This window comes from Streptomyces sp. NPDC037410, from assembly GCF_055602235.1.
Genome location: NZ_JBVJWR010000002.1, coordinates 167112 through 189996 on the forward strand (window position 1 = coordinate 167112; position 22885 = coordinate 189996).

The window sequence follows — 22885 nt, forward strand, 5'->3', positions numbered from 1 at the left end:
CTGTAGTCGAATGCAACGGTGCGTTGCAATGAATGACGGCGAAGGCAATACGCGGGCCACCGTGGGTCAGGAAGCGTCCGCCGGGCCGGGCTGCTCCGGCACGGTGCCCGTCGGAGCCTCCGGCGTGGACGTCGGCGCGGGGTCGAACTGACGCGCCGCACGGTCGAAGTAGCGGAGGAGTTCCACGGGGAAGGGCATCACGAGCGTGGAGTTCTTCTCGGCGGCCACCTCGACGACGGTCTGCAGCAGGCGCAGCTGCATCGCCTCCGGCGTGTCGGACATGATCCGCGAGGCGTTGGCGAGCTGCTGCGCTGCCTGGAACTCGCCGTCCGCGGTGATCACCCGGGCCCGCCGTTCGCGCTCCGCCTCGGCCTGCCGGGACATCGACCGCTTGAGCGACTCCGGCAGTTGGACGTCCTTGATCTCGACCCGGTCGATGTGGACGCCCCAGCCGGCGGCCGGGCTGTCGATCATCAGCGCGAGCCCTTCGTGCAGCCGCTCCCGGTCGGACAGGAGGTCGTCCAGGTCGCTCTTGCCGATGATGGAGCGCAGCGAGGACTGTGCGACCTGGCCGACGGCGAAGGCGTAGTCCTGCACCTCGATCGCGGCGCGGGCGGGATCGGTGACCCGGTAGTAGATGACCGCGTCGACCTTCACCGAGACGTTGTCCCGGGTGATGCCCTCCTGCGTCGGGATCGGCAGCGTCGCGACCTGGACGTTCACCTTCCGCATCCGGTCCGCGACGGGGATCAGGAAGGTGATGCCGGGCTGTCGATGGCCGGGCAGCACCTTTCCGAAGCGGAAGACGACGCCCCGCTCGACCTCGTTGATCACACGCATCCCGCTGCGCAACAGCAACAGCAGGAGGACGACCACGACGACGACTCCGACCACTGCGCTCTCCATGGCGCCCTCCTTCGTGAAACCTGTTTCGGCATGGGTGAGGACGGTCGGGAAGAACCGGCGGATGCGCCCCCCCGCGTCAGGAACACGTCAAAACTTCGGGAGCGGTGTATGTGGGGCGTATGCGTCCAGGGGGATGCCGTCAGGGGAGTGTCAGGAGGTCACCGGCTGTGGTGAGGACCGGGAATAGCGTCGGAGACACCCCGTCGCGACCGCGTCGGGACCCCGCCCGTTCCTCGGAGGAACCGATGTCAGCTGCCTTGTTCGGAGACGAGCCCGAGCCCGGAGAACAGCTTCCGGCCGGACGGCTGTGCGTACCCGTCCGGCCGGGCTCCGGCGCATGCGCGCCTTCCGGCATCGCCGTCCGAGCGACCGCTCCCGTGGCGGAGCCGCAGACCAGCCCGCGGCCGCTCACCGTACTCGCGAAGTGAAGGGAGCCGCCGCGATGACCACCGTCCCCCTGCCCACCGTCCCGACCGCCCCCGGCCCCTTCACCCCGGCGGGCCCGGAACCCGACGGCCTCCGGTCCGTCTGGCCCGGGACCACCACCGAGCGACCTCATGGCGACGTCCTCGTGGGAGGCGTGTCCCTCGGCGAGATCGCCGAGAGCCACGGCACCCCCGTCTACGTCCTGGACGAGGCCGAGGTCCGTACGCGCTGCCGCGCCTACCGCAGCGCCTTCCCCGAAGCCGAGATCCACTACGCGGCCAAGGCGTTCCTGTGCCGCGCCCTCGCCCGCTGGGTCGAGGAGGAGGGGCTCGGCCTTGACGTGTGCTCCGCCGGCGAGCTGGAACTCGCCGTCACCACCGGATTCCCCGCCGACCGGATCCTCCTTCACGGCAACGCGAAGCCACCGCAGGACCTGGCGATCGCTCTCCGCCTCGGCGTGGGCCGGATCGTCATCGACACACCCGCCGAGATCGCCCGCATCGCCGCCGCCGTCGGCCCCGGAGGCCACCAGAAGGTCATGGTCCGGGTGACGCCGGGCATCAGCGCGGGCGGCCACCACAAGATACGTACCGGCTCCGAGGACCAGAAGTTCGGTCTTTCCCTCCGCGACGGCCACGCCCAGCACGCCATCGCCCGCATCCTCGACCAGCCGCAGCTCGAACTCACCGGACTCCACTGCCACCTGGGCTCGCAGATCACGGACGTCAGGCCGTACCTGGTGGCCGTCCGACGGCTCGTCGGCCTCATGGCCCGGGTCCGCGACACCCACGGGATCACGCTGCCGGAGCTCGATCTCGGCGGCGGTCACGGCATCGCCTACCGTCCCGGCGAACCGGCGCTCGACCTGACGACACTGGCGGCCAGGGTCCGCGCCGCACTCACCGAGAGCTGTGCGGCCGCGGGGTTGCCCGTCCCGCGCCTGATCATCGAGCCCGGCCGCGCCGTCGCGGGCCCCGCCGGAATCGCCGTCTACCGGGTCCTCGCGGTGAAACGCACACCCGGGCGGACCCATGTGGCGGTGGACGGCGGAATGAGTGACAACCCACGCCCCGCGCTGTACGGAGTGCGGTACGCGCCCCGCCTGATCGGCCGTCACGCTTCGGCCGAGGTCGAGCGCGTGACGGTGGTGGGCCGCCACTGCGAGGCCGGTGACATCCTGGCCGAGGACGTGCCGCTGCCCTCCGACACCCACCCGGGCGACCTGCTCGCGGTGCCGGTCGCGGGCGCCTACCACCTGGCGATGGCGTCCTCGTACAACCTCGTCGGCCGCCCGCCGGTGGTCGCCGTCCTCGACGGCCGGGCCCGGCTCCTGGTGCGCCGGGAGACCCTCGAAGACCTCCGGGCGCGTGACATCGGCCTCTAGGGCCTTCCGGCGGATCAGGGTCGGATAGGCGCTGGACGGCTCCCCGTACCGCGCGGATTCAGCGAGGCGTGCCCGGCGTCCCCTCCGATGCTCCGTTCACGGCCCTGGTCGGAACGGTGTGGGAGCTCGCGGCCGCCGCCGCGGCGTAGTGCGCGGCCGTCGGCGGGCCCGTGGGACGGATGCGGCCCACCAGCGGACGACCTTCACCCACATGACAGGGCGACGGGCATGCCACCGCAGTGCCCGTCACCCCGCGCACGCGTACGTGAAGGCCGCCTCCGCTTCGAGTGGGCGCGTGCCCGGGCGCAGGACCTGGAGGTGGGCGGCGCCCTGGAAGCGGCCCGGGCCGCGGACGGTCCAGCGCAGGTGCACCGGCACCTCGTGCTCGCCGCCGCGGGCCGTGCGGGTCAGCACCTCGGACCGCTGCCCGTCGCTGCGCAGCCAGCGGTACCTGAACGGGCCGGCGTGGCCGTCCGTCGTCACCACGCCGGTCACGTCGGCGGTCCCGCCGCACGTCAACTGCTGCGGCGGGGCGGTGACCCGGACCGCCGTCACCGCCGGGCCCGTCGTCGGCCGCAGCAGCCACAGCACGACCGCCACCGCCGCGAGTACCGCCGCAGCGCCGAGCCATCCCGCCCGGCGCCGGCGTCGCCGTACGGGAGCGGGCGCGGGTGCCGGGCCCGCCCACAGGGCGCGCAGGGCCTCCTCCTCGGAGCTCGGGACACCGGGGCCGAAGCGGAGCACGATCTCGCCGTCGTCCTCGCCACTGTCGACCGTGGTGCTCCGATGGCGCCTGCCGAGGATGGTGTCCTGTGCGTCCTGTGCCTCGTGTGTGTCCTGTGCGTCGTGTACGTCCTGTGTGTCCTGTGCGTCCTGTGCGTCGTCCGCAGGGGCTTCCGCCGCGGTGTCCTCCACCGGTTCCGTCGTCTCCGACGGGGCCAGGTCCGCCAGGGCGGCGGCCGCCGCCGTCCGCAGGGCCGTCCTGAGCAGGAAGTCCCGGGGCAGCGCCGTGCGCCCCGACGTGAGCGTCGTCCGCGCGGCGGCGAGGCCGTCGGACCCGGCCGTGGCGGAGCAGCGGGCGAACAGTTCGGCCGCCGCTGTGCCGGGTGCCGCCCAGGCCGTGCCGAGGGTACGGGCGAGCGCCGCCCACGCCGTGACGTCGGCGTCCCGCGGGGAGGCGTCGTCCCCGGCCAGCGCGGTGGCCAGCGCCGTCTCGGTGAGCAGCGCGGTGCCGTCCGGCGCGAGGACCACGCGGTCGGGGGTGAGCGAGCCGTGCGCGAGGCCGGCCGCGTGGAGGGCGAGCAGCGTCTGCGCGGTCTCGTTGAGCACACTCGCCGCACTGCCCCCGTCGAGGCCGGGCGCCCCCGTGGCGAGCAGGTCGGCGACCGTACGGGCCGGCGGGCGCGCCACGATCAGCCACACGTCCCCGGCCTCCCGCACCAGGTCGACGGTGGCCGGCACACCCGGCAGCCGCAGCTTCGCCACGGAGCGGACCGCGGCCGTGAGCCGCTCTTGCGCACCGCTCGGCGCGAGCAGGGCGCGGTGGATCCGCAGGACGCCGAGCGGCGATTCGCCGGCGTCGGCGTGGCCGAGCGCGTACCAGGTGCCGAACCGACCCTCCCGCGACCAGTCCGACAGGGCGCGCCCGGCGACCGTGGCGGGTGCCGGGGGCGTCGGCGGCGTCGGTGGAGTCAAGGGGGGCCTCATCGTGCCTCGTTCTCCTCGCTGGTCGCTCAGCACGGCGGTGCGTCGGCGGAGGCCGTCCGCGTTCCGCCCGGGGACTGCGGGCTGCTGCTGACGGCGATGGTCCAGGTGCCCCGGCAGGGGTGGTTCGCGAAGTCGCCCTGGAAGGTCACGGAGTACTGCGTGCTGCCCGACAGCTGACGGGACTGCGAACCGTACGACTCCGCGGGCGAGTCGACGTAGAAGTCCGCGGTGAGCGTCAGCGGGCCGGTGCCGGTCGTGTCGACGGACACGTCGGCGATGAGCGTGCTGCCCGGACCGCGGCGCAGGGAGCCGATGACGATCGTGATCGTGCCCGCCGTGGGCGCCGCCGGGGTCGTGGTGGGCGGCGGCGTGGTCGGTGCCGTGTCGGTGGGGGCCGGGGTGGTGGCCGTGGGGTCGGGTCCGGGTGCGGCCGTGGTCGGCGTGCCGTCCGCGGCCGGTGCCGTCGTCGTGTCGCTCGGCGTCGGTTCGGCCGTGGCGCCGCCGGACGGCGAACCGCTCGGCGTCGGGGAGTCCGAGGGCGGCAGGGACGACGAGGACGGGGCCGGGGCGCCGGACGCGGGAGTTCCCGACGGGACGGAGTTCGCCGCGGTCGTCGTCGTGTCGTCGGCCGTTCCGGCCGTCGCCACCGTCGCCGCACCGGCCGCGACCACGGCGAGGACGGCCGCTCCGACCAGCGTCCTTCCGAGGACGCCCCTAAGACGGCCCAGGACCGTCAGCGCCGGTGTCGCCTCGTACACCGCCGCCGTCGTACCGAACGGGAACAGCGCGGCCAGCAGGGCGGCGAGCCGGCCGAGCCCGCGGCGTCCGCGCTCCTCCCAGTCCGCGCCGTAGCCGTCCGTGGCGGCGCGTTCGAGTCCGGCGAGCAACGTGTCGATGCCGGGCCGGTCCGCCGGGTCCTTCGCCAGACCCGTACGCACGAGCTCGCGCACCGGCTCGGGGACGTCGGCCACCTCCACCGGTGCCCTGAGGTGCTGGAGCCGCAGCGCGATCAGGTCGTCGGCGACGAACGGCTGCCGACCGGTGAGGCACTCGTAGAACACGGCCGTCGCCGCGTACACGTCGCCCGCCGTCCCCGCCGGCTCGCCGTCCCACTGCTCGGGAGCCATGTACGCGGGCGTGCCCGCGGCCTCCGCCTCGCGGCCCGCGCGCACGGCGATGCCGAAGTCGGCGAGCGCGCTCGAACCGTCGGCGCGCACCAGCACGTTCTCCGGTTTGTAGTCGCGGTGCACCACCCCGGCCGCGTGGGCCGCGCCGAGCCCGAGCAGCGAGCCCTTGAGCAGGACGAGCGCGGCCTCAGGGCCCGTGGACCCGTGCTCGCGCAGCAGCGCGCGCAGGGTGACCCCGTCGACCGCCTCCATGACGATCGCCGCACCCCGCCGGGCCTCCACGTACTCGTAGAGGCGCACCACACACGGGTGCCGCAGCTCGCCGAGCAGCCGCGCCTCGGCGCGGAACCTGGCCAGGAAGTCCCGGTCGCCGTGCAGCCGTTCGCTCAGGTACTTGACGGCCACGGGCACGCCCGTCGCCTCGTGCCGCGCCAGGACGACCCGCCCGCCGGCGCCCCGGCCGAGCGTCCGCACGGCCTCGTAGCCGGGAACCGTCCAACCGGCGTCCGCCCCGCGTGTGCCGCTCATGCCGTCCCCTCCAGGGGCGCGCCGTCCACGGCCGCCCCGTCCGCCGGGCGCGCCCGGCCGTCACGCGACGCCGCGCGACGCCGCTTCACCACCCGTACCAGCCACCGCACCGGCGCCGCCCACACCGGGAACGCCACCAGGGCCACGACCACCGCCACGATCACCGTGTCCCACGGCGCGGGCACCCGCCCGTCCAGCCACTCCCCGAGCCGGGACCGCCAGGCCAGGAGCGCCAGGACCAGGAAGCCGTACGTCCCGACGACCACCGCCAGGCCGTACGCGGCCATGCCGGTCTGCCGCGGCCCCGGCCTGCGGCCCGCCCGCAGGTCCCGCCACAGCCCCCTGCGGAAGTACGCGCTCGCCTCCTCGCGCAGCCGCGGCACCCGCAGGGCGTCGGTGAGCGCCTGGTAACCGTCCAGCGGCATCAGCGGATTGAAGTTGTACAGGGTGTTCAGATACAGCCCGAAGGCCAGGTGGAACAGCACGGCCGAGACCGGCCCCACCGGCAGGAAGGCCGCCCCCGCGGCGCACCAGCCCGCCAGGGCCGCCGTCGACACCGGCCCGGACAGCGCCACCACGACCCGCGACCAGCGGGTGCCGAACCACATGTCGCTCGTGTCCACGAACGCGAACGGCATCCCCATCATCAGCATGAAGCCGCCCCGCCGGACCCTGCGGCCGTACGACTTCACCGCGAGGGCGTGCGCGAGTTCGTGCACGACGAGCGCCGAGACGTAGCCGACGGCCAGCGCCGCCGGGCCCCAGACGCCGGACCCGCCGAAGTCGAGGAGATGCTGCCGGCCCTGCGCCACCGCGAAGAACACCACCAGGCCGCCGAGCAGCGAAAGCCAGACCAGCGCCACTCCGGTACGCGTGAAGAACCGCCAGCCGCCGCCCGCGTACAACCGGGTCACGGCCCCGTCGAGGCCCGGGACGGACACCTCCAGCTTCAGGAGCGCCCGGTACACCGCCCGCCACACCCGGCGCGGCCCGGACGCCGCCTTCTCCTCCCGCTGCCCCGGCAGACCGCGCAGCAGCCCGGCGCCCGCGAACGCCGCGAGCGCGGCCTCGATCCGCGGCAACGCCAGCTCGCCGAAACGGTCCGCGTACGCGAAGAGCAGGTCCCGCACGGTGGCGTCGCCGTCGAGGGCGTTCCACAGGAACACCTCGCGCTCGTCTAGCCGGAGGTACCCGCCGGTCCGCGTGTTGCTCAGCACCCAGTACGGCTCCGCGCGGCCGCTCGTCGGCACCTGCTTGAGCGCCCACCCGCCGCGGCGGCGCGGCCGCGCGGTGAGCGGGCCGTGCGCCTCCGGCGCGTGCGGCTCGGGCACGGCACCGGCCGGCAGCTCGGTGAGCTGCGTGCCGACCATGACGGTCCGCGAGCCGATCCGCGCGTCCCTCGGCTGCTCGAACACCATCCGGACGTCGCCGACGGACAGTTCGGCGCCGTCGTCCAGGCGCGCCGAACCGCCGTGCAGGGTCGCCCCCGCGACGGCCGTGCCGTTGAACGAGTCCAGGTCCTCCACCCGGAAGCCCGACGCGTCACGGACGATCCGGGCATGACGGCGCGACACACTGCCGTCCGCCAGGACGACGTCGCTGTCCGCACCGCGGCCCAGCGTCGTGACCTCGGCCGTCAGTGGGACGAGCAGGCCGGGGTCGTCGAGGCCGCGCAGCCGGGGCGCGGCGAACGACGTCGGCGCCGCGCCGCGGCGCAGGGTGCCGCAGCGCAGGCAGTACGGGAAGTCGCGCCGCACGTGCACGCGACAGGCATGGCAGAGCATGGTCGTGGGCCCGGCGCCTCAGGAACCCGTGGCGAAGGAACCGCCGGCCGGGCCGCCGAGCGCGTCGTGACCGGGCCCGGTGGTGTGCAGGTGACTGCCGCTGTCGCCGAGCCGGTCGAGACCGGGCCGGAACAGTCCGCCGCGGGCGGCGCCGTCGGAGTCGGGAGCGGGGGTCTCGTTGCGCCCGCCGCCACCGCTGGGCCGACGTCCGTTCTCACTGCTGCCGCCGTCGCCCCCTCCGTCACCGCCGCCTCCGCCGGTGCCGCCGGCGCCGGGTCGGCGTCCGTTCTCGCTGCTGCTGCCTTCGCCGCCTCCGCCGCCGTCTCCACCGCCATCGCCGCCGCCGGTGCCGCCACTGCCGGGCCGGCGGCCGTTCTCACTGCTGCTGCCTTCCCCGCCCTCGCCGCCTCCGCCGTCCCCGCCGCCGCCTCCGTCTCCGCCGCCGCCGCCACCGCCGGGTCGGCGTCCGTTCTCGCTGCTGCTGCCTTCCCCGCCGCCTCCGTCGCCTTCGCCCCCGCCGCCTTCTCCACCGCCGGAGCCACCGCCGGGTCGGCGTCCGTTCTCGCTGCTGCTGCCATCGCCGCCCCCGCCGCCGGAGTCGCCTCCGCCGCCTTCGCCGCCCCCGGAGCCGCCGTCGTCCCCGTCCGCGTAGATGCCGCCGTGCCCGAAGCCCTCGGCACCGCCGCCGTGGAAACCGTCCCCGTGGCCGCCGAACTCTCCGCCGAACCCGCCGCCGTGGCCCCCGTCGAACCCGTCGCCGAATCCACCGCCGTGGCCGCCCTCGAACCCGTTCCCGGCACCACCGCCGAAGCCGTCGCCGAGCCCGCCTTCGGCACCGCCCCCGAACCCTCCACCGAGCCCGTCGCCGAATCCTCCGCCGAAGCCACCGCCGTGGCCGCCCTCGAACCCGTCCCCGGCACCACCACCGAGCCCGTCGCCGAAGCCGCCCTCGTGGCCTCCGAGCCCGGCCTCGCCGAAGCCCGTATCGCCGAAGCCCGTATCGCCGTCCCCGAAGGAGCCGAAGTCTCCGAAGCCCCCGCCGTCTCCGACGTCTCCGAAGCCCCCGGCATCCCCGAAACCGCCGAAGTCGCCGGCATCGCCCAGGCCCCCCATGTCTCCCGGCTCGCCGAGGTCGCCGAGGTCGCCGAGGAGGGAGCCGCCGTCGCCCGCGGGCGCGTCGGTGAGGGCGTCGCCGATCAGGCCGGTGAGCTCGGACGCCGTCGCGTCGAGCTGTCCGGCCAGATCGCGGTAGTCGGAGTCGCCGAGGGCGTCCGCCGCGTCGTGCGGGCCCGTCTCGACGGGTACGTCGTGGGCGGACAGCGCGTGGGCCGCGTTGCCGAAGAACAGCGACGACTTGGACAGCCGCGCGTCGAGGGTGGCCGGCCCCTCGGCCGTGTCCGATTCCACGCGGAGCCGCCGCAGCTCGGTGACCTGCTCGGGCGTCAGACCGAGTCTGCGTGCCACCTCGTCGGGGCTGCCGTCGAGTTGTTCCGCGAACGCGGGGTCGACGGCCAGACGGGTCATGGCATCGCGAAAGGCGTCGTTGTCGGTCATGGCCTCACGTTCTCCGTCGGTACGCGTGCGCGCACGGTGCTGCCGGCGGGAAGTGGAGGGTCCCCCTGGTCGGTGGCATGGATGCCATTCCGGCCATCCCAACCGATGCCTACACGGAACCTTATAGAGGCTTTCGACCTCCGGACGCAAGGGTTCAGGAGGGGACGAACCGCCTGCCGGGCAAAGACCCGGCAAACGATTTTCGGCCAGGACGGTTCGCCGGTCGGCCGGGTCAGCCGAGTGCCGCGGGGGAGTGGGCGTTCCGCAGCAGCAGCCGGGGCTCGCCGGAGCCGTCGGCGGGGACGGACCAGAGGTCCTTCGTGCCGTCGTCGTGCTGCTCGGCGTACGCGAGGGTGGAGCCGTCCAGCCAGGCCGCCTGGTCGTCCACGCTGCGGGTCTCGGCCGTGGCCGTCACGCGACCGGTGCCCAGGTCGAGTACGGAGAGGCGCCAGCCGCGGGTGGAGTCGCCGTCGATGGGCGCCTTGAACGCGATCCTGGTGCCGTCGGGGGAGAGCGAGGGGCATTCGACGCGGTCGCGCAGGGTGCGGACGGTGCGGGCCGCGAAGTCGCCCTGGACCAGGTAGCGGTGGCCCTTGGTGTACATGGTGGCGTAGAAGGTGTTGTCGTCCTTGGTGAAGGTCACGCCCCAGTAGTTGACGTCCGAGGCCTGGTAGGGCTTGCCGTCCTTGACGACGGAGAAGGTCTCCAGGGTCTTGAAGAGGGTTCCCGTCCGGCTGTCGTAGATGCCGGTGCGGGTGGCGAAGTTGAGGGTGGCGTAGCTGTCTCCGCCGACGAAGGAGGTCCAGGAGACCATGCGGCCGCTGGCCGAGACGCGGACCCGGTTGGGGACGCCGCTGACCGGGATGGCCTTGCGTTCCCTGAGGCCGGGGGAGAGGACGCGCATCGTGACGGTGCCGAGGGCCCCGTCGGCGTACAGGCAGGCCACGGTGCCCGCGGCGGCGTAGACACGGTCGCACCTGGTCTTCGAGACGGCGCGCGCGCCGCCCGGGTCGGCCTGGTCGACGGTCGTGACCTGCCCGGTGCTCGTGAGCGTCAGGAGCCGTGGCCCGGGCGCCAGGGAGACGGTCTCGGCGGTGACGGCCGTGTCGGGGGCCTGGGCGGACGAGCTGTGCCGGGCGTAGCCGATGGCGACGGCGGCGAGTGCGAGGGCGGCGGCGACCGTGGTCGCGATGCGGGCCGTCCGCCCCGGCGTGCGCGGCGCGGGGGACGGGTTCGGGTCGGGCTCGGCTTCGACGGCCGGCTGCGTGGTCATGCGGTTTCCTCCGTGTGGGAAGGGGCGGTGGGGCGGACGAGCAGCAGGAACGCGGTGGCGGCGACCGCCGGCACGACCAGGGCGGCGGCGCAGCGGACGGCGGTGTCCGGGCCCCACAGCTGCCAGGCGAGTCCGAAGAGGACGGAGGACGCGAGGTAGGCCAGGGCCTGCCCGGTCTGGATCAGTGCGAGGCCGGTGGTGCGCAGGTGCTCGGGGAGTACGGGGCCGGCCAGCGCCATGAGGACGCCGTCGGTCGCGGCGTAGAAGAGGCCGTGGAGCACCAGGATCAGGGCGACCAGCGGCCATCCGTGCAGGGAGGCGGTCAGGAGCAGGTAGACGCCGAGCAGCGCCGTGTAGCCGCCGAGCACGACGGGCACGCGGCCGATCCGGTCGGCGAGCGCGCCGACGGGGACCGCGAGCAGGAGGTAGACCAGGCTGGTGCCGACCGCGAGCAGCGGGAAGCTGCTCAGGGAGACCTCCTCCCGGCGTTGCAGGAGCAGGTAGACGAAGCCGTCGCCGATGACGGCGAAGCCGAGCAGGCAGGCCGCGGCGAGCAGGCGGCGCACCGGGGCGGACCGCAGCAGCGCCACGGCCTCGCGCGGCGAGGCCACGGCGGCGGGGGGTCGTTCGTCGTGGCGGTCCCGGACGAAGAGGACGAGGACGAGCACGCCGAGCACCGCGATGCAGAAGCTGGTGACGAGGACGGCGTCGAAGGCCTGGCCCGCGGCCGCGAGGACGGCGAGCGCGACCAGCGGCCCGAGGAACGCGCCGAAGCTGTCCATCGCCCGGTGCACCCCGAAGGCGCGGGCGAGGGCGTGCGGCGGGGCCGACAGGGTGATCAGGGCGTCCCGGGGAGCCGTACGGAGTCCCTTGCCGGCCCGGTCGGCGGCGATGACGAACCCGATCGCACCGGCCGAGCGGCCGACCGCGAGCAGCCCGAGCTTGGCCAGCGCCGACATCGCGTACCCGACGCCCGCCACCGCCTTCGGCTTGCGGACCCGGTCCGCGACGTACCCGCCGACGAGCCGCAGCAGCGCGGTCGCTCCGGTGTAGACGCCGTCGAGCGTGCCGTACGCCAGGGGGCTCATGGACAGCCCGAACACCAGGTACACCGGGAGGATCGCGGTGACCATCTCGGCGGAGACGTCGGTCAGCAGGCTGACCGTACCGAGCGCGAACACGTTGCCGCCGACGACCTTGATCCCGCGGAGGCGGGACCGGCCTGCGGGGGACGCGGCGCCGGTCCCCGGCCGGTCGATCGAGGACAGATACATGGGGGCGGACCTTTCGGGGCGGGGGAGTGGGCACGAGTCTCTGCTCGCGAGGAGAGAGCGGGAGGGGGCCCTCCCCTGCTGGGGAAGGCGCCGGGGAGGACCGGGGAGGCCCGGGAGGCCCGGGAGGTGCCCTCCCCGGCCGGGAGGACCGGGGAGGGCACCCGTCGCTCATGTGCCCGTCAGTGGCAGGAGTTGGTGCCGCTGTCGGTGAAGGTCTTGCCCGACTGGGGGACGAACTGCCAGTCGTAGCTGTTGGCGTGCAGGGTCAGCTTCAGGACGCCCCACGTGGTGCCGTCGCGGACCTCGCTGCCGGGCTGGATGGTGCCGAAGCCGTTCAGGCCGGTGCCGCCCATGCCGGCGACGAACTGCCGGATGCCACGGGTGTTGTCCACGCCGCCGGTGGCGTTCATCGGGGCGAACCGCTCGTAGTTGTGGTTGTGCCCGGTCACGACGACCTCGGCGTTGTTGTCGTACAGCGCCTGGTACAGGGGCTGCACCGTGGTGGTCGAGCCGTGGCTGGAGCCGGAGGTGTAGCGCGGGTGGTGCCAGTACGCGACGGTGCACGGCTTGGTGCTGGCCGCGAGGTCGTTCCGCAGCCACTGTTCCTGCGCCGAGCCGGCCGCGCAGGACACGACGGAGCAGTTGGAGTTGAGGGCCACGACGTGCCAGGTGCCCAGGTCGAAGGAGTAGTAGCCCTTCGTCGGGTCGCCCGCGGAGGCGCCGAAGTAGTTGAAGTACCCCGTCGCGCCCGAGGTGTTGTACTCGTGGTTGCCGGTCGCGGGCTTGGTGCGGGCCTTGTGCCGGCCCCACGTCGGGTTATAGCAGTTGGTGTAGTCGGAGGCCGCGCCGTTCGGGTAGGCGGTGTCGCCGATCGCCATGACCGTGCCGCTGATGCCGTCCAGGAGGTTGGCGGTGGCCTCGTCGCCGCCGGTGCCGCAGTCGGCGATGTCGCCGGCGCCGACCAGTACGGGGTCCGCCGTCGGCGGCGCCGTCGTGGACGCCGTGGGCGTGGGCGTGGGGGTCGGGGCGGTGCCGGTGGTGATCACCAGCTGCGGCGCGTCGGCACCGGACTCGCGGGAGTCGTAGTACGCGCCGTTGGAGCTGGTGGAGGTCCCGCCGAAGCCGAACGTGCCGTTACCGGTCACGACCGAGGTCACGTCGATCTCGACCCACTGGTCGTTCGCCACCGAGCCGGGCGACGCGAGCGTGGTGCCGTCGATGACGGGCTTGTTGTTCCACGTGACCGCGGTCTCCGACCAGGTGGTGTCGCTCATCGACTTCCAGGTGCCGCCGTTGGTGCTGTTGCCGTTGCTGGTGACGCGGATCCGGAGCTTGGCGCTGGACACGGGGTCGGTGAGGCCGCTGACCGTGAACTTCAGGAACGACTGGCGCACCGGCGAGTTGTCCACGGTGAACAGCGCCGAAGTGCCGTAGTTGGTGGACGGGGCGGTGTTCTGCACGTAGGTGTCGGCGGCCGGTGTGAAGGTGCTGGTGGCCGCGCTGGCCGACGGCGCGGCCGTCAGCAGGGCCACGACGGCGGCGGTGGTGGTGGCGACCGCTGCGGTCGCCATGGACGCTCTTCGGATGTGGCGGATGCCCGTCACGGGGATTCCTTCCGAGGTGAGGGTGGCGCCTCGTGCCTCGTGCGCGAGGCTGTGAGGAACCTAGGGATCCGCTCTGAGCCGTGGCTACAGCCGTCGCATGAACCTTGGGTGCCCGGCACGTGAGCGTTCTCCCTTGTGACGTAGGCGTGTTGACAGGCCGTGGCAGCCGCCCCCGTACGGCCCGGCGTGGCGCCGAGAGTTCAACCGGCCCTCGCGGCCGGGACATCGACACGTCACGCGGCCCCCTTCTCGCCCGGCTCCACTCCTCGGCGTGACGACACCGACTCCGGCGCCGGGACATCGAGGCGCACCCCGCAGGCCGACCAGCGCCCGGCTCCGCGTCGTGCCGGGTGCCGTGCTGCTCCTGCTCGCCGGGCTGCTCCTCGCGTGGTCGGCCCCGGCCGCGTCGGCGCACGTCCCGACGACGGACGGCACGTCCGTGATCCGTCAGGACGGGGCGACCGTGCGCTACACCCTGGAGCTCGACTACGACACGCTGACGAAGGCCACCGGCCTCGGCACGCTGCCGCGCACCACGGCGGACGCCGAGCACAAGACCTTCCTCGACGGCCACCGCGCACAGCTCGCCGCGTACCTCTCCGAGCGCCTCACCCTCACCCTCGACGGCGCACCGTGCCCCGCCGCGCTCGGCGACACGGGGATCGTGAAGCGGCAGCGGTTCCTCTACGCGCGCCTGCTCCTCACCTACCGGTGTCCGGGCACGGGAAGCGGCGAATTCACCGTGCGGTACGGGGTGTTCTCCGAGGCGGACGCCATCGGCGCCGAGCACACCAACATGGTCGACTACGAACTCGGCGGGTCCGGCGGCAGCGACGTCTTCGACACCGGCCACCGCGAGCTGAAGGCCGGCCGGAGCACTGCCGCCGCGGGCCGCGGCGCCTCGTCCTCCGGCGGTCAGGACCTCTCGTGGGCGTCGGCCGGCCGGTTCGTGTCCCTCGGCCTGGAACACATCCTGAGCGGCGCCGACCACGTCCTGTTCCTGGTGCTCCTCCTGCTCGGCGCGCAGGGCCGGCGCAGCGTCGTCCGCCTCGCGACGAGCTTCACGCTCGCGCACAGCGTGACGCTCGCCCTTGCCGTACTCGGCTGGGTCGACGTCCCCAACGAGATCGTCGAACCCCTCATCGCCCTGTCGATCGTGTACGTCGCCGTGGAGAACATCACGCGGGGCGAGTCACGGCAGCGCGTCCTCGTCGTCTTCGGATTCGGCCTGCTGCACGGTCTCGGGTTCGCCGGGGCCCTGGACTTCACCGACGACTTCAGCGGCCGGTTGCTCGTCTCGCTCCTGAGCTTCAACGCCGGCATCGAACTCGGTCAGCTCGCCATCGTCCTGGCGGCGTTCCCGCTGATCCTGCTCGCCCGCCGCCGCTCCTGGTCGACGCTCGCCCACATCGGCGCGGCCGCCGCCGTCGGCGTCATCGGCCTCGTCTGGTTCGTCGAACGCCTGCTGCCCCCGGGCGGCGCCGCCTAGTACTCCAGCCGGACTTTGGTGTTTTGCCTGGTCATCGGCTTGAGGTTGGGGAGTGTAGCGGGGTGGTGCCGGGTGTGGGGCGGGTTAGCACCTTGATCAGGCCGACCCGCAACACCACCGAATCCTCGGCGATCACCGCGCGCACGGCAGCTCCGCGGTGATGGTGGTGGGCCCGCCGACGGGGCTGTTGACGTGGAAGGCCCCGTCGAGGGAGCCGACCCGCTTGGCCAGCCCGGTCAGCCCCGTGCCGGCGGCGGCGTCGGCACCGCCCAGCCCGTCGTCGGTGACGCGCACGCGCAGCACCTCGCCGACCTGGCGGACTGTCACCTCTACACGCATCGCGTCGGCGTGCTTCGTTGCGTTGGTCAGCGCCTCGGAGATCACGAAGTACGCGACCGACTCCACGTTGGGCGCCACCCGCTCCTCCAGATCGACCCGCAGCAGCACCGGCAGGGGCGTGCGGGCAGCCAGCCCGGACAACGCCGCGTCCAGACCTCGGTCTTCGAGCACGGCCGGGTGCAGCCCCCGCACCAGGTCATTGAGTTCGGCGATCGCCTCCTTCGCCTCCAGGTGCGCTCTCGCGATCACCTCGCGGGCGTCGCTCGGCAGGTCCGGGAGGGTGGCAATGGCCAGACCCAGGTTGACCGCGAGAGACACCAACCGCTGCTGGGTGCCGTCGTGCAGGTCGCGCTCGATCCGGCGGCGCTCCGCGTCGACGGCATCGATCAAGTCGGTCCGGCTCACGGCCAGCTGATCGACCCGCTCCTGGAGCCGCTGCGCCCGGCTCGGCCCGAGCAGGCCCGACGCCAGCCGCGCCTCGGCCCGGGCTACCGCCCGCGCGGTCCAGGGCAGGGCGCACAGGAGGAGGAGTCCAGCCGCTGTGTAAGCCGGCAGCTGGGTCAGGTAGCCGAACCAGTCCTGGCGGATTCCGGTCGGCAGCGCCCATGACCAGGCGTAGGCGATGACGCCCGCCAGGCACGCCGCTGCCACCGCGAGCACCAGCAGCTCCAGCAGCGCGAGCAGCGGGCCCAGCAGGAGGTGGTAGCCGATCTTGCGCCAAGGCCGCGTCGCCGCGAGCCACCGGGCGGTCGAGGCCCACGTCCGTGGTTCCGGCGCGGTGGGGGTGAGCCGGGGGACGTCCACACCGATGAGCGCCCGGTAGCGAGCCCGCTGAACGGCCGTCAGCACCGGGGTGCCGAGCAGGACCAGGGCGGCCGACACGGAACCCGTAAGGAGCCAGTTCCCCGTCCTGGCGGTAGTCGTCGCCGCCCAGGCCCACACGGGCACCAGCGCCAGGTGCGGCAGCACACCAGCGGCCAGAAAGCCGGTGTCCCGCTGCGCCCGGAGGACCGTGCGTCTCAGTCCGGCTGGAATCGTCATGGCACGACGCTAGGGCACGTCAGGAGGACGGTGCCATGAAACCCGTACCCGATCTCATGGTGAACCTAGTACCAGCTGTAGATCTTGATCTCGGCCTGTGGGCGGACGGCATCTCGGGTCGGTCGGTCGGCTTCTGCCGGCCGCTGGTGCAGCGGTTGTTGAACGCTCGCGTCCCTGATCTGCAGCAGCTTGCCGTCGACGGTCGGTTCGGTCCGGTCACGGACGGCAGGGTGCGCGAGTTCCAGGGGCGTGTGGCGATCGCGGTCGACGGCATCGTCGGGCCCCAGACCTGGGGACACCTGACGCAGTAGGAGGGGGAAGCCTGGCACGCGGTTCAACTTCGCGGAGTTCCGTCCCTGTGCCAGGGGGCGTCCGGCCTGGTGGGGAGGGCGTCGGCGGTGAGGCGCAGGGCGAAGGCCGGTGAGTCGGCGCCGGGGACCCGGCCGAGGTACTCGTGGCCGGTCATGTGGCACCAGGCGGGCAGGTCGAGGGGTGCGGCCGGGTCGGTGGCGATGACGTGGACGACGGTGCCCGGGGCGACGCCGTCGATCTCCTTGCGGAGGCGCAGGAGGAGCGTGACGCAGAGCAGGCCGGTGCCGTCGACGGTGAGGTCCGGCGCGGGGACGGTCACGCCGCGTCTCCGGTGTGTACGGGGCGGTCGGCGAGGCGCCATTCGAGCATGCCGTCGTTGAGCCGGATCGCCCGGCGGCCGTGATCGGTGAGGAGCCGTACGGCGTTGTAGGCGAGCGCGCAGTACTCGCCGCGGCAGTAGACGACGACCTCGGCCTCCTCGGGCAGCTCGCCGATGCGGTCGGTCAGCTCGGCGACGGGGATGCAGAGCGCCCCGGGGATGTGTCCCGCGCGGTACTCCTCCACCGGCCGGACGTCGAGCACCACCACGCCGCCGGCCGCGACCCGGCCGAGCAGCTCCTCGTGCGTGACCTCGACGGCGCCGTCCTCGCCCAGGTAGGCGTCCCGGGCGGCGGGGACGGCGGACTGGTGGCGGTCGGCGACCTTGCACAGCAGGGCGAAGAGCCGGCCGACGTCGTCGCCCGCGAGCCGGTAGTGGATCCGTACGCCTTCGCGCCGGGTGGCGACGAAACCGGCCTGCTTGAGGGTCTGCAGATGGGCCGACGCGGTCGTCAGGTTGAGCCCGGAAGCCTTCGCCAGCGCGTCGACGGTGCGCTCGCCCTGGGCGAGCAGATCAAGCAGTTCCAGGCGCTTTCCGCTGGCCAGCGCCTTGCCGCTGGCTGCGAACGCGTCGTAGAGAGCGGCCTTGCCGCCGCTCCTGGTGGCGTCTCGCATTGCATCCTCCACATATCCATGGATTACTGTAACTGAAGCCCCGCGGTGACGCTCCCCGCCCGGCACGGCACCTCCGGAAGGACGGCACGATGGGTTTCGCCGACGATCACCTGATTCCGCTGGTCGACCACGGGCTCGGCAACAGCGCCTATCTCGTCGACCTCGGCGACGGCCGCGCCCTCGCCGTCGACGCCGGCCGTGACCTGCGCACCCTGCACGCCGCCGCCCACGAACGCGGGCTGACCGTCGCCTACGCGGCCGACACGCACCTGCACGCCGACTTCCTCTCCGGCGCCCTCCAGCTCGGCCACGACCACGGCGCCGCCGTCCTGGCCTCCGCCGCCGGTCACCGCGCCTTCGACCACCACGGCCTCGCCGACGGCGACGAGGTCGACCTCGGCGGTCTCACCCTGCGCGCCCTGGCCACCCCCGGACACACCGACGAACACCTGTCCTTCCTGCTGCTCGACGGCGACCGGGAGCTCGGCGTCTTCACCGGCGGCTCCCTGATCGTGAACTCCGCCGCCCGCACCGACCTCCTCGGCCCCGACCGTACGGAGGAGCTCGCCCGCGCCCAGTACCACTCCCTGCGCCGGCTGGCCGAGCTCCCCGACGAGACCGCCGTCTGGCCCACCCACGGAGCCGGCTCCTTCTGCTCCGCACCGCCCGGCAAGGAGCGCACCTCCACCATCGGCGCCCAGAAGCGGGCCAACCCGCTGCTCGCCGCCCCCGACGAGGACACCTTCGTACGGCAGCTCACCGCCGGCCTCGGCACGTACCCCGCCTACTTCGACCGGCTCGCCGAGACCAACCGGCGCGGCCCCGCCGTCCTGACCGGCACCCCGCTCCTGCCGGAGCTCTCCGCCGAGCAGGTCCGCGCCCTCATGGCCGCCGGCGCGCACGTCGTCGACGCACGACCGGCCGCCGAGTACGCCGCCGGCCACATCCCCGGCTCCCTCTCCATCGCGCTGCGGGGCCAGTTCGCCACCTGGCTCGGCTGGCTGCTGCCCGACACCGCCCCGCTCGTCTTCGTCACGGGAGACGGGCAGGACCTCGGCGAGATCGTCTGGCAGGCGTACAAGATCGGGTACGAGCGCCTCGCCGGCCGCCTCGCCGGGGGCATGCCCGCCTGGCTCGCCGACGGCAGCGAGCAGGCGACGACGGACTTCGTCACCGCCGACCGGGCCGGCGGCCGCCCCTACGTCGACGTCCGCCAGGAAGCGGAGTTCACCGCAGGACACGTCCCGGGAGCGCTCCACGTCGAACTCGGCGCGCTCGACCGCGCCGCCGCCGACGCCCCGAACGGCGCCGTCGTCGCCTGCCGTCACGGCGAGCGCGCCATGACCGGAGCCAGCCTCCTCGAACGCGCCGGCCACACCGGCATCGCCGTCCTCGACGGTGGTCCCGCCGACTACGCCGCGGCCCACGGCCAGGAGCTCGTCCGGGGCCCGGAGGACACCCGCCCGTGAAGACCGCACTCCCCGCCGGGAACCGTCCGGCCGTCCGCCTCGGCCTGCGCGAGAACCGGCTCCAGTTCACCCTGCTCGTCATCGTCAACGTCTGCGTCGGCGGCCTGGTGGGCCTGGAACGCACCACCGTGCCGCTCATCGGCACCGAGACCTTCGGCCTGACCAGCGACCTCGCGGTCTTCTCGTTCATCATCGCCTTCGGCCTCACCAAGGCCCTGACCAACCTCGCCGCCGGGGCCCTGACCGCCCGCTTCCGCCGCAAGCAGCTCCTCGTGGCCGGCTGGCTGATCGGCGTCCCCGTCCCCTTCGCCCTCGCGTACGCGCCCGCGTGGGGCTGGATCGTCGCCGCCAACGTCCTCCTCGGCCTCAACCAGGGCCTGACCTGGTCGATGACCGTCAACATGAAGATCGACCTCGTCGGCCCCGCCCGGCGCGGCCTGGCCACCGGCCTCAACGAGGCCGCCGGCTACACCGCCGTCGGAGCCACCGCCCTCCTCACCGGCTACCTCGCCACCACCCACGGCCTGCGCCCCGTCCCCGAACTCATCGGCGTCGTCTTCGTCGTCGCCGGACTCGCCCTCGCGCTCGTCGTCCGCGACACCGCCGCCCATGTCGCCCTCGAACTCGCCCAGCACGCCAAGCCCCTGCCCACCGGCGAGGACACCGGCCTGAAGGCCACCTTCACCCGCACCTCCTGGCGCGACCGCTCCCTGCGCGGCGCCAGCCAGGCCGGCCTGGTCAACAACCTCAACGACGGCCTCACCTGGGGCGTCTTCCCCCTCCTGTTCACCGACCACGGCCTCGGCATCGCCGCCGTCGGCCTGATCAAAGGCCTCTACCCCATCCTCTGGGGCATCGGCCAGATCCCCACCGGCCACCTCGCCGACCGCATCGGCCGCAAACCCCTCATCGTCACCGGCATGCTCGTCCAGTCCGCCGGCTTCGTCCTCGCCCTGGCACTCCTCGACCGGCCGCTGCTCGCCGGCGTCCTGTCCGCCGTCGCCCTCGGCCTCGGCACCGCCCTGGTCTACCCGGCCCTCATCGCCTCCGTCTCCGACCACGCCCACCCCGCCTGGCGCGCCAACGCCCTCGGCACGTACCGCTTCTGGCGCGACATCGGCTACGCCGCCGGCGCCCTCGTCGCCGGCATCCTCGCCGACCTCCTCGGCCTGAACGCCACCGTCATCGCCGCCGCCGTCCTCACCGCCGCCTCAGGCCTCCTCGCCGCCCGCTGGATCACGGAACGCCCCAAGGCCTGACGACGTCCCCCGCGGCGGCGGGGGAGATCCCGCGGTGGAAACCGGTACGCGCCGCGGGCGGTGAATCCGCGGCGGGAGGCGGCGAGGTGACAGAGTCGCCTCGCCCGCCCGCGCGCGACTCATCCTTCCGGTGCTGATCTGCCCAGGCGGCACATGTATCGCGCCAGGCAGGGGAGTTACCGGGCGGCGAACGTGTTTCCGCGATCCGGGGACGCGGCGATACAGTCCGGCGGGACGCACGGGAGCGGGACGGGCGGATGGGCGACCAGTGGGAGGGGCCGACGTGTTGGAGGTCGTGGCGCTCAGTGCGCTGACCACGTTCCTGCTGGGCGTGGGGAACGGCGCCGCCGGGGAGATCGGCAAGAACCTGACCGTGTCGGCCGGGGCCCTGGTGCGACGGACCCTCGGGCGGGAGACCCCGCTGCCTGCGGGCGCGGAGGACCGCCGGGATCTGGCGGGACGCCTGCACGCACGCCTTGCCGACGACCCGCGGCGGGCCGGTGAATGGGCGCTGATGCTGGAGAGCGTCTCCGACGAGGCCGGGGAACCGTCCAGGGGCTCCATGCCGCCCGCGCCGTGGGCGTTCACGAACCGGCAGAAGGTGCTCAAGCAGCTGCTGCGGGAGGCCGACCGCCCCTGGGAGGGCCGGCCCCGGGTCGTCCTCCTTTCGGGCCCCGCGGGCAGCGGCTCCACGTCGGTGGCGCTCCGCCTCGCGGCGGAGGGCCGCGACCGGTTCCCCGACGGGCAGTACTACGTCGATCTGCGCGACACCTCCGGGGAGACCGGCCCGGAGCCGGCGGGTGTCCTGCTGCGGCTGCTGCGCGAGATGGACGTGGACCCCGACCGGATGCCGTCCACCGAGTCGGGCCGCGAGCGGCTCTACCGGCAGCTCACCGCAGGCCGTAAGGCGCTCGTGGTGATCGACCACACGACCTCGCTGGCACAGGTCCGCGGCCTCGTGCCGTCGACGCCCGACGTCCTCCTCGTGGTCGTCGTGTCCGGGCCGCCCCTGCTCCTGGAGGCCGAGCGCATCGCCGTACCGCCGCTCACCGACCGGTACGCGAAGCAACTCGTGCGGAAGGTGGCCGGGCCGGAGCACGCCGCACGGGTCAAGGCGCAGCTGCCCGGTGTGCTCGACCGCTGCCGGGGCAACGCGTTCGCCCTCCACGCGGAGGCACGGCTGCTGACCCGGGACGAGGCCGGGCCCGTGTCCCCGGCCGAGGCGGGGCAGGACCATCCGGTGCGTACCGCCGCGCACCTCACCTCGCTCCGCCTCGGTCCCGACGCGCTGCGCCTGTGCCGGCTCACCGCGCTCGGCGGCTGGCCGTCCGTCAGCGCCGCGATCGCCGCGTCCGCCGCAGGCGTCGACGAGGACGCCGCCGCCCGGCTGCTCGACGACGCGTCGGACGTCGGCCTCCTCGACGCCCTCCCCGACGGGAGGTACCGCTTCCGGCCCGAGATCAGGAGGCAGCTCGCCGAGACCGCGGCTTCCGCGTACGGGCTCGGGGAGTGCGCGGACGCCGTGGACCGCGTCCTCGAAGCGCTGCTCAGGCGGGTGCTGCCCGCGGCCCGTGCGGCCCTGCCGGAGAGCTGGCGCACCGAACTGCCGCCGGAGTACGAGGCCGGGCCCGGTGACGTGCCCGACGGCATCGCCGTCCTGGCGGCCGAAGTCGCCAACGTCGCGCGGGCGGTCGTCGTGGCGGAGGAACAGCGGCGTACCGGCACCGCGCTGTGGCTCGCCCGTGCCCTGTGGCCGCTCCAGCTGAAGGCGGGGTACTGGGACGAGGTGCTTCCGGCGCTCCGGGACGCGGCGCGCTGCGCGGAGGAGACCCGCGCCGACGAGCGGATGGCGGCCGCGCTCCACTTCCAGCTGGCCCACTGCCTGGGGGAGACGGGGCGCTGGGAGCAGGCGAACCGGGCCGCGCGGGCGGCCGTCACCTACGAGCGGGCGGCCGGCCATCTGCGGGGAGAGGCGTCGGCCGTGGAACTCCTGGGCCTGCTGAGCCTGTACCGCTGGTCGTATGAGGAGGCGTACGAGCGGTTCGTCGAGGCCGAGAGCATCTACCGGCGGATCGAACCCGGCCGGGAAGGCGCCGCGGACCTGCCGAGGGCCCTCGCGCTGGCCGAGCGCCACCAGGGACGGGCCCTGCGCGGCCTGGGCAGGCTCGACGCGTCCCGCCGGTGCCTGGAGAACGCCGTGGACTTCTTCGCGGGACGCACCGGAGCACCCCCGGAGCCGTACAACCAGGCCCGCGCCCTCACGGACCTGGCCGAGACCCTGCACGACGCCGGTGACGACACGGCGGCGCTGTCCGGGATCGCCGAGGCCGAGGCGCTGCTGCCGTCCACCGCCACTCCGCACCTCGCCTACCTCGCCGGTCTGCGGCGGCGGTGCGAGGCGGGCACCGTCCGCTGA

The 22885-nt window shown here is 73.8% G+C and carries 17 protein-coding genes; 6 read left to right on the forward strand and 11 right to left on the reverse strand.

Going from position 1 to position 22885, the window contains the following annotated elements:
• Nucleotides 1–66: 66 nt before the first annotated feature.
• Nucleotides 67–906, reverse strand: a complete 840-nt coding sequence (locus ACZ7HT_RS03720) for a slipin family protein (RefSeq protein ID WP_471159341.1) — start codon at nucleotides 904–906, stop codon at nucleotides 67–69.
• A gap of 442 nt (nucleotides 907–1348) precedes the next feature.
• Here ACZ7HT_RS03720 and lysA point away from each other — a divergent pair, with 442 nt between their 5' ends.
• On the forward strand, nucleotides 1349–2716 hold the full coding sequence (gene lysA, locus ACZ7HT_RS03725; RefSeq protein ID WP_471159343.1) for a diaminopimelate decarboxylase: 1368 nt from the start codon (nucleotides 1349–1351) through the stop codon (nucleotides 2714–2716).
• A gap of 246 nt (nucleotides 2717–2962) precedes the next feature.
• Here lysA and ACZ7HT_RS03730 read toward each other — a convergent pair whose 3' ends face one another.
• The 7 genes from ACZ7HT_RS03730 to ACZ7HT_RS03760 all read right to left on the reverse strand — a co-directional run bounded on the left by ACZ7HT_RS03730 (nucleotide 2963) and on the right by ACZ7HT_RS03760 (nucleotide 13534).
• Complete coding sequence (locus ACZ7HT_RS03730; RefSeq protein WP_471159345.1) at nucleotides 2963–4411, reverse strand: hypothetical protein; 1449 nt, start codon at nucleotides 4409–4411, stop codon at nucleotides 2963–2965.
• Between the two features lie 38 nt (nucleotides 4412–4449).
• On the reverse strand, nucleotides 4450–6078 hold the full coding sequence (locus ACZ7HT_RS03735) for a serine/threonine-protein kinase (protein ID WP_471159347.1): 1629 nt from the start codon (nucleotides 6076–6078) through the stop codon (nucleotides 4450–4452).
• Complete coding sequence (locus tag ACZ7HT_RS03740) at nucleotides 6075–7841, reverse strand: FHA domain-containing protein (protein WP_471159349.1); 1767 nt, start codon at nucleotides 7839–7841, stop codon at nucleotides 6075–6077. Before ACZ7HT_RS03740 ends, ACZ7HT_RS03735 begins: the two co-directional genes overlap by 4 nt.
• 39 nt (nucleotides 7842–7880) lie before the next feature.
• Complete coding sequence (locus ACZ7HT_RS03745) at nucleotides 7881–9416, reverse strand: hypothetical protein (RefSeq protein ID WP_471159351.1); 1536 nt, start codon at nucleotides 9414–9416, stop codon at nucleotides 7881–7883.
• A gap of 232 nt (nucleotides 9417–9648) precedes the next feature.
• Complete coding sequence (locus ACZ7HT_RS03750) at nucleotides 9649–10689, reverse strand: TolB family protein (protein ID WP_471159353.1); 1041 nt, start codon at nucleotides 10687–10689, stop codon at nucleotides 9649–9651.
• The gene (locus ACZ7HT_RS03755) at nucleotides 10686–11963 is read right to left on the reverse strand and encodes an MFS transporter (protein ID WP_471159355.1); all 1278 of its coding nucleotides are present in this window, start codon (nucleotides 11961–11963) and stop codon (nucleotides 10686–10688) included. Before ACZ7HT_RS03755 ends, ACZ7HT_RS03750 begins: the two co-directional genes overlap by 4 nt.
• A 179-nt stretch (nucleotides 11964–12142) precedes the next feature.
• Nucleotides 12143–13534, reverse strand: a complete 1392-nt coding sequence (locus ACZ7HT_RS03760) for a CBM96 family carbohydrate-binding protein (RefSeq protein WP_471159357.1) — start codon at nucleotides 13532–13534, stop codon at nucleotides 12143–12145.
• Between the two features lie 304 nt (nucleotides 13535–13838).
• Between ACZ7HT_RS03760 and ACZ7HT_RS03765 the strand changes: the two genes are divergently transcribed.
• Nucleotides 13839–15056 (forward strand): HupE/UreJ family protein, encoded by a 1218-nt coding sequence (locus tag ACZ7HT_RS03765; protein ID WP_471159359.1) that lies wholly within the window; start codon nucleotides 13839–13841, stop codon nucleotides 15054–15056.
• 132 nt (nucleotides 15057–15188) lie between these two features.
• Here the strand turns inward: ACZ7HT_RS03765 and ACZ7HT_RS03770 are convergent, their stop codons facing one another.
• Complete coding sequence (locus ACZ7HT_RS03770) at nucleotides 15189–16436, reverse strand: sensor histidine kinase (RefSeq protein WP_471159361.1); 1248 nt, start codon at nucleotides 16434–16436, stop codon at nucleotides 15189–15191.
• Nucleotides 16437–16471: 35 nt separating this feature from the next.
• Between ACZ7HT_RS03770 and ACZ7HT_RS03775 the strand changes: the two genes are divergently transcribed.
• The gene (locus tag ACZ7HT_RS03775; protein ID WP_471159362.1) at nucleotides 16472–16747 is read left to right on the forward strand and encodes a peptidoglycan-binding domain-containing protein; all 276 of its coding nucleotides are present in this window, start codon (nucleotides 16472–16474) and stop codon (nucleotides 16745–16747) included.
• Nucleotides 16748–16770: 23 nt separating this feature from the next.
• Here ACZ7HT_RS03775 and ACZ7HT_RS03780 read toward each other — a convergent pair whose 3' ends face one another.
• Both ACZ7HT_RS03780 and ACZ7HT_RS03785 read right to left on the reverse strand, forming a co-directional pair.
• Nucleotides 16771–17067 carry a sulfurtransferase TusA family protein gene (locus ACZ7HT_RS03780; protein WP_471159364.1) on the reverse strand — a complete coding sequence of 99 codons (297 nt, stop codon included), beginning with the start codon at nucleotides 17065–17067 and terminating at the stop codon, nucleotides 16771–16773.
• Nucleotides 17064–17741, reverse strand: a complete 678-nt coding sequence (locus ACZ7HT_RS03785) for an ArsR/SmtB family transcription factor (protein WP_471159366.1) — start codon at nucleotides 17739–17741, stop codon at nucleotides 17064–17066. Before ACZ7HT_RS03785 ends, ACZ7HT_RS03780 begins: the two co-directional genes overlap by 4 nt.
• A gap of 89 nt (nucleotides 17742–17830) precedes the next feature.
• On the opposite strand from ACZ7HT_RS03785, the gene ACZ7HT_RS03790 reads away from it, so the two are divergent.
• The 3 genes from ACZ7HT_RS03790 (at nucleotide 17831) to ACZ7HT_RS03800 (ending at nucleotide 22885) form a co-directional block, all read left to right on the forward strand.
• The gene (locus tag ACZ7HT_RS03790; RefSeq protein ID WP_471159368.1) at nucleotides 17831–19210 is read left to right on the forward strand and encodes an MBL fold metallo-hydrolase; all 1380 of its coding nucleotides are present in this window, start codon (nucleotides 17831–17833) and stop codon (nucleotides 19208–19210) included.
• Nucleotides 19207–20469, forward strand: coding sequence for an MFS transporter (locus ACZ7HT_RS03795; RefSeq protein WP_471159370.1), 1263 nt, complete (start codon nucleotides 19207–19209; stop codon nucleotides 20467–20469). Before ACZ7HT_RS03790 ends, ACZ7HT_RS03795 begins: the two co-directional genes overlap by 4 nt.
• Nucleotides 20470–20752: 283 nt before the next feature.
• Nucleotides 20753–22885, forward strand: coding sequence for an ATP-binding protein (locus tag ACZ7HT_RS03800; protein WP_471159372.1), 2133 nt, complete (start codon nucleotides 20753–20755; stop codon nucleotides 22883–22885).

Coding starts and splice junctions, on each gene's coding strand:
- ACZ7HT_RS03720 (WP_471159341.1), bottom strand. CDS start 906: ATGGAGAGCGCAGTGGTCGGAGTCGTCGTCGTGGTCGTCCTCCTGCTG.
- lysA (WP_471159343.1), top strand. CDS start 1,349: ATGACCACCGTCCCCCTGCCCACCGTCCCGACCGCCCCCGGCCCCTTC.
- ACZ7HT_RS03735 (WP_471159347.1), bottom strand. CDS start 6,078: ATGAGCGGCACACGCGGGGCGGACGCCGGTTGGACGGTTCCCGGCTAC.
- ACZ7HT_RS03745 (WP_471159351.1), bottom strand. CDS start 9,416: ATGACCGACAACGACGCCTTTCGCGATGCCATGACCCGTCTGGCCGTC.
- ACZ7HT_RS03750 (WP_471159353.1), bottom strand. CDS start 10,689: ATGACCACGCAGCCGGCCGTCGAAGCCGAGCCCGACCCGAACCCGTCC.
- ACZ7HT_RS03755 (WP_471159355.1), bottom strand. CDS start 11,963: ATGTATCTGTCCTCGATCGACCGGCCGGGGACCGGCGCCGCGTCCCCC.
- ACZ7HT_RS03760 (WP_471159357.1), bottom strand. CDS start 13,534: ATGGCGACCGCAGCGGTCGCCACCACCACCGCCGCCGTCGTGGCCCTG.
- ACZ7HT_RS03770 (WP_471159361.1), bottom strand. CDS start 16,436: ATGACGATTCCAGCCGGACTGAGACGCACGGTCCTCCGGGCGCAGCGG.
- ACZ7HT_RS03775 (WP_471159362.1), top strand. CDS start 16,472: ATGAAACCCGTACCCGATCTCATGGTGAACCTAGTACCAGCTGTAGAT.
- ACZ7HT_RS03785 (WP_471159366.1), bottom strand. CDS start 17,741: ATGCGAGACGCCACCAGGAGCGGCGGCAAGGCCGCTCTCTACGACGCG.
- ACZ7HT_RS03790 (WP_471159368.1), top strand. CDS start 17,831: ATGGGTTTCGCCGACGATCACCTGATTCCGCTGGTCGACCACGGGCTC.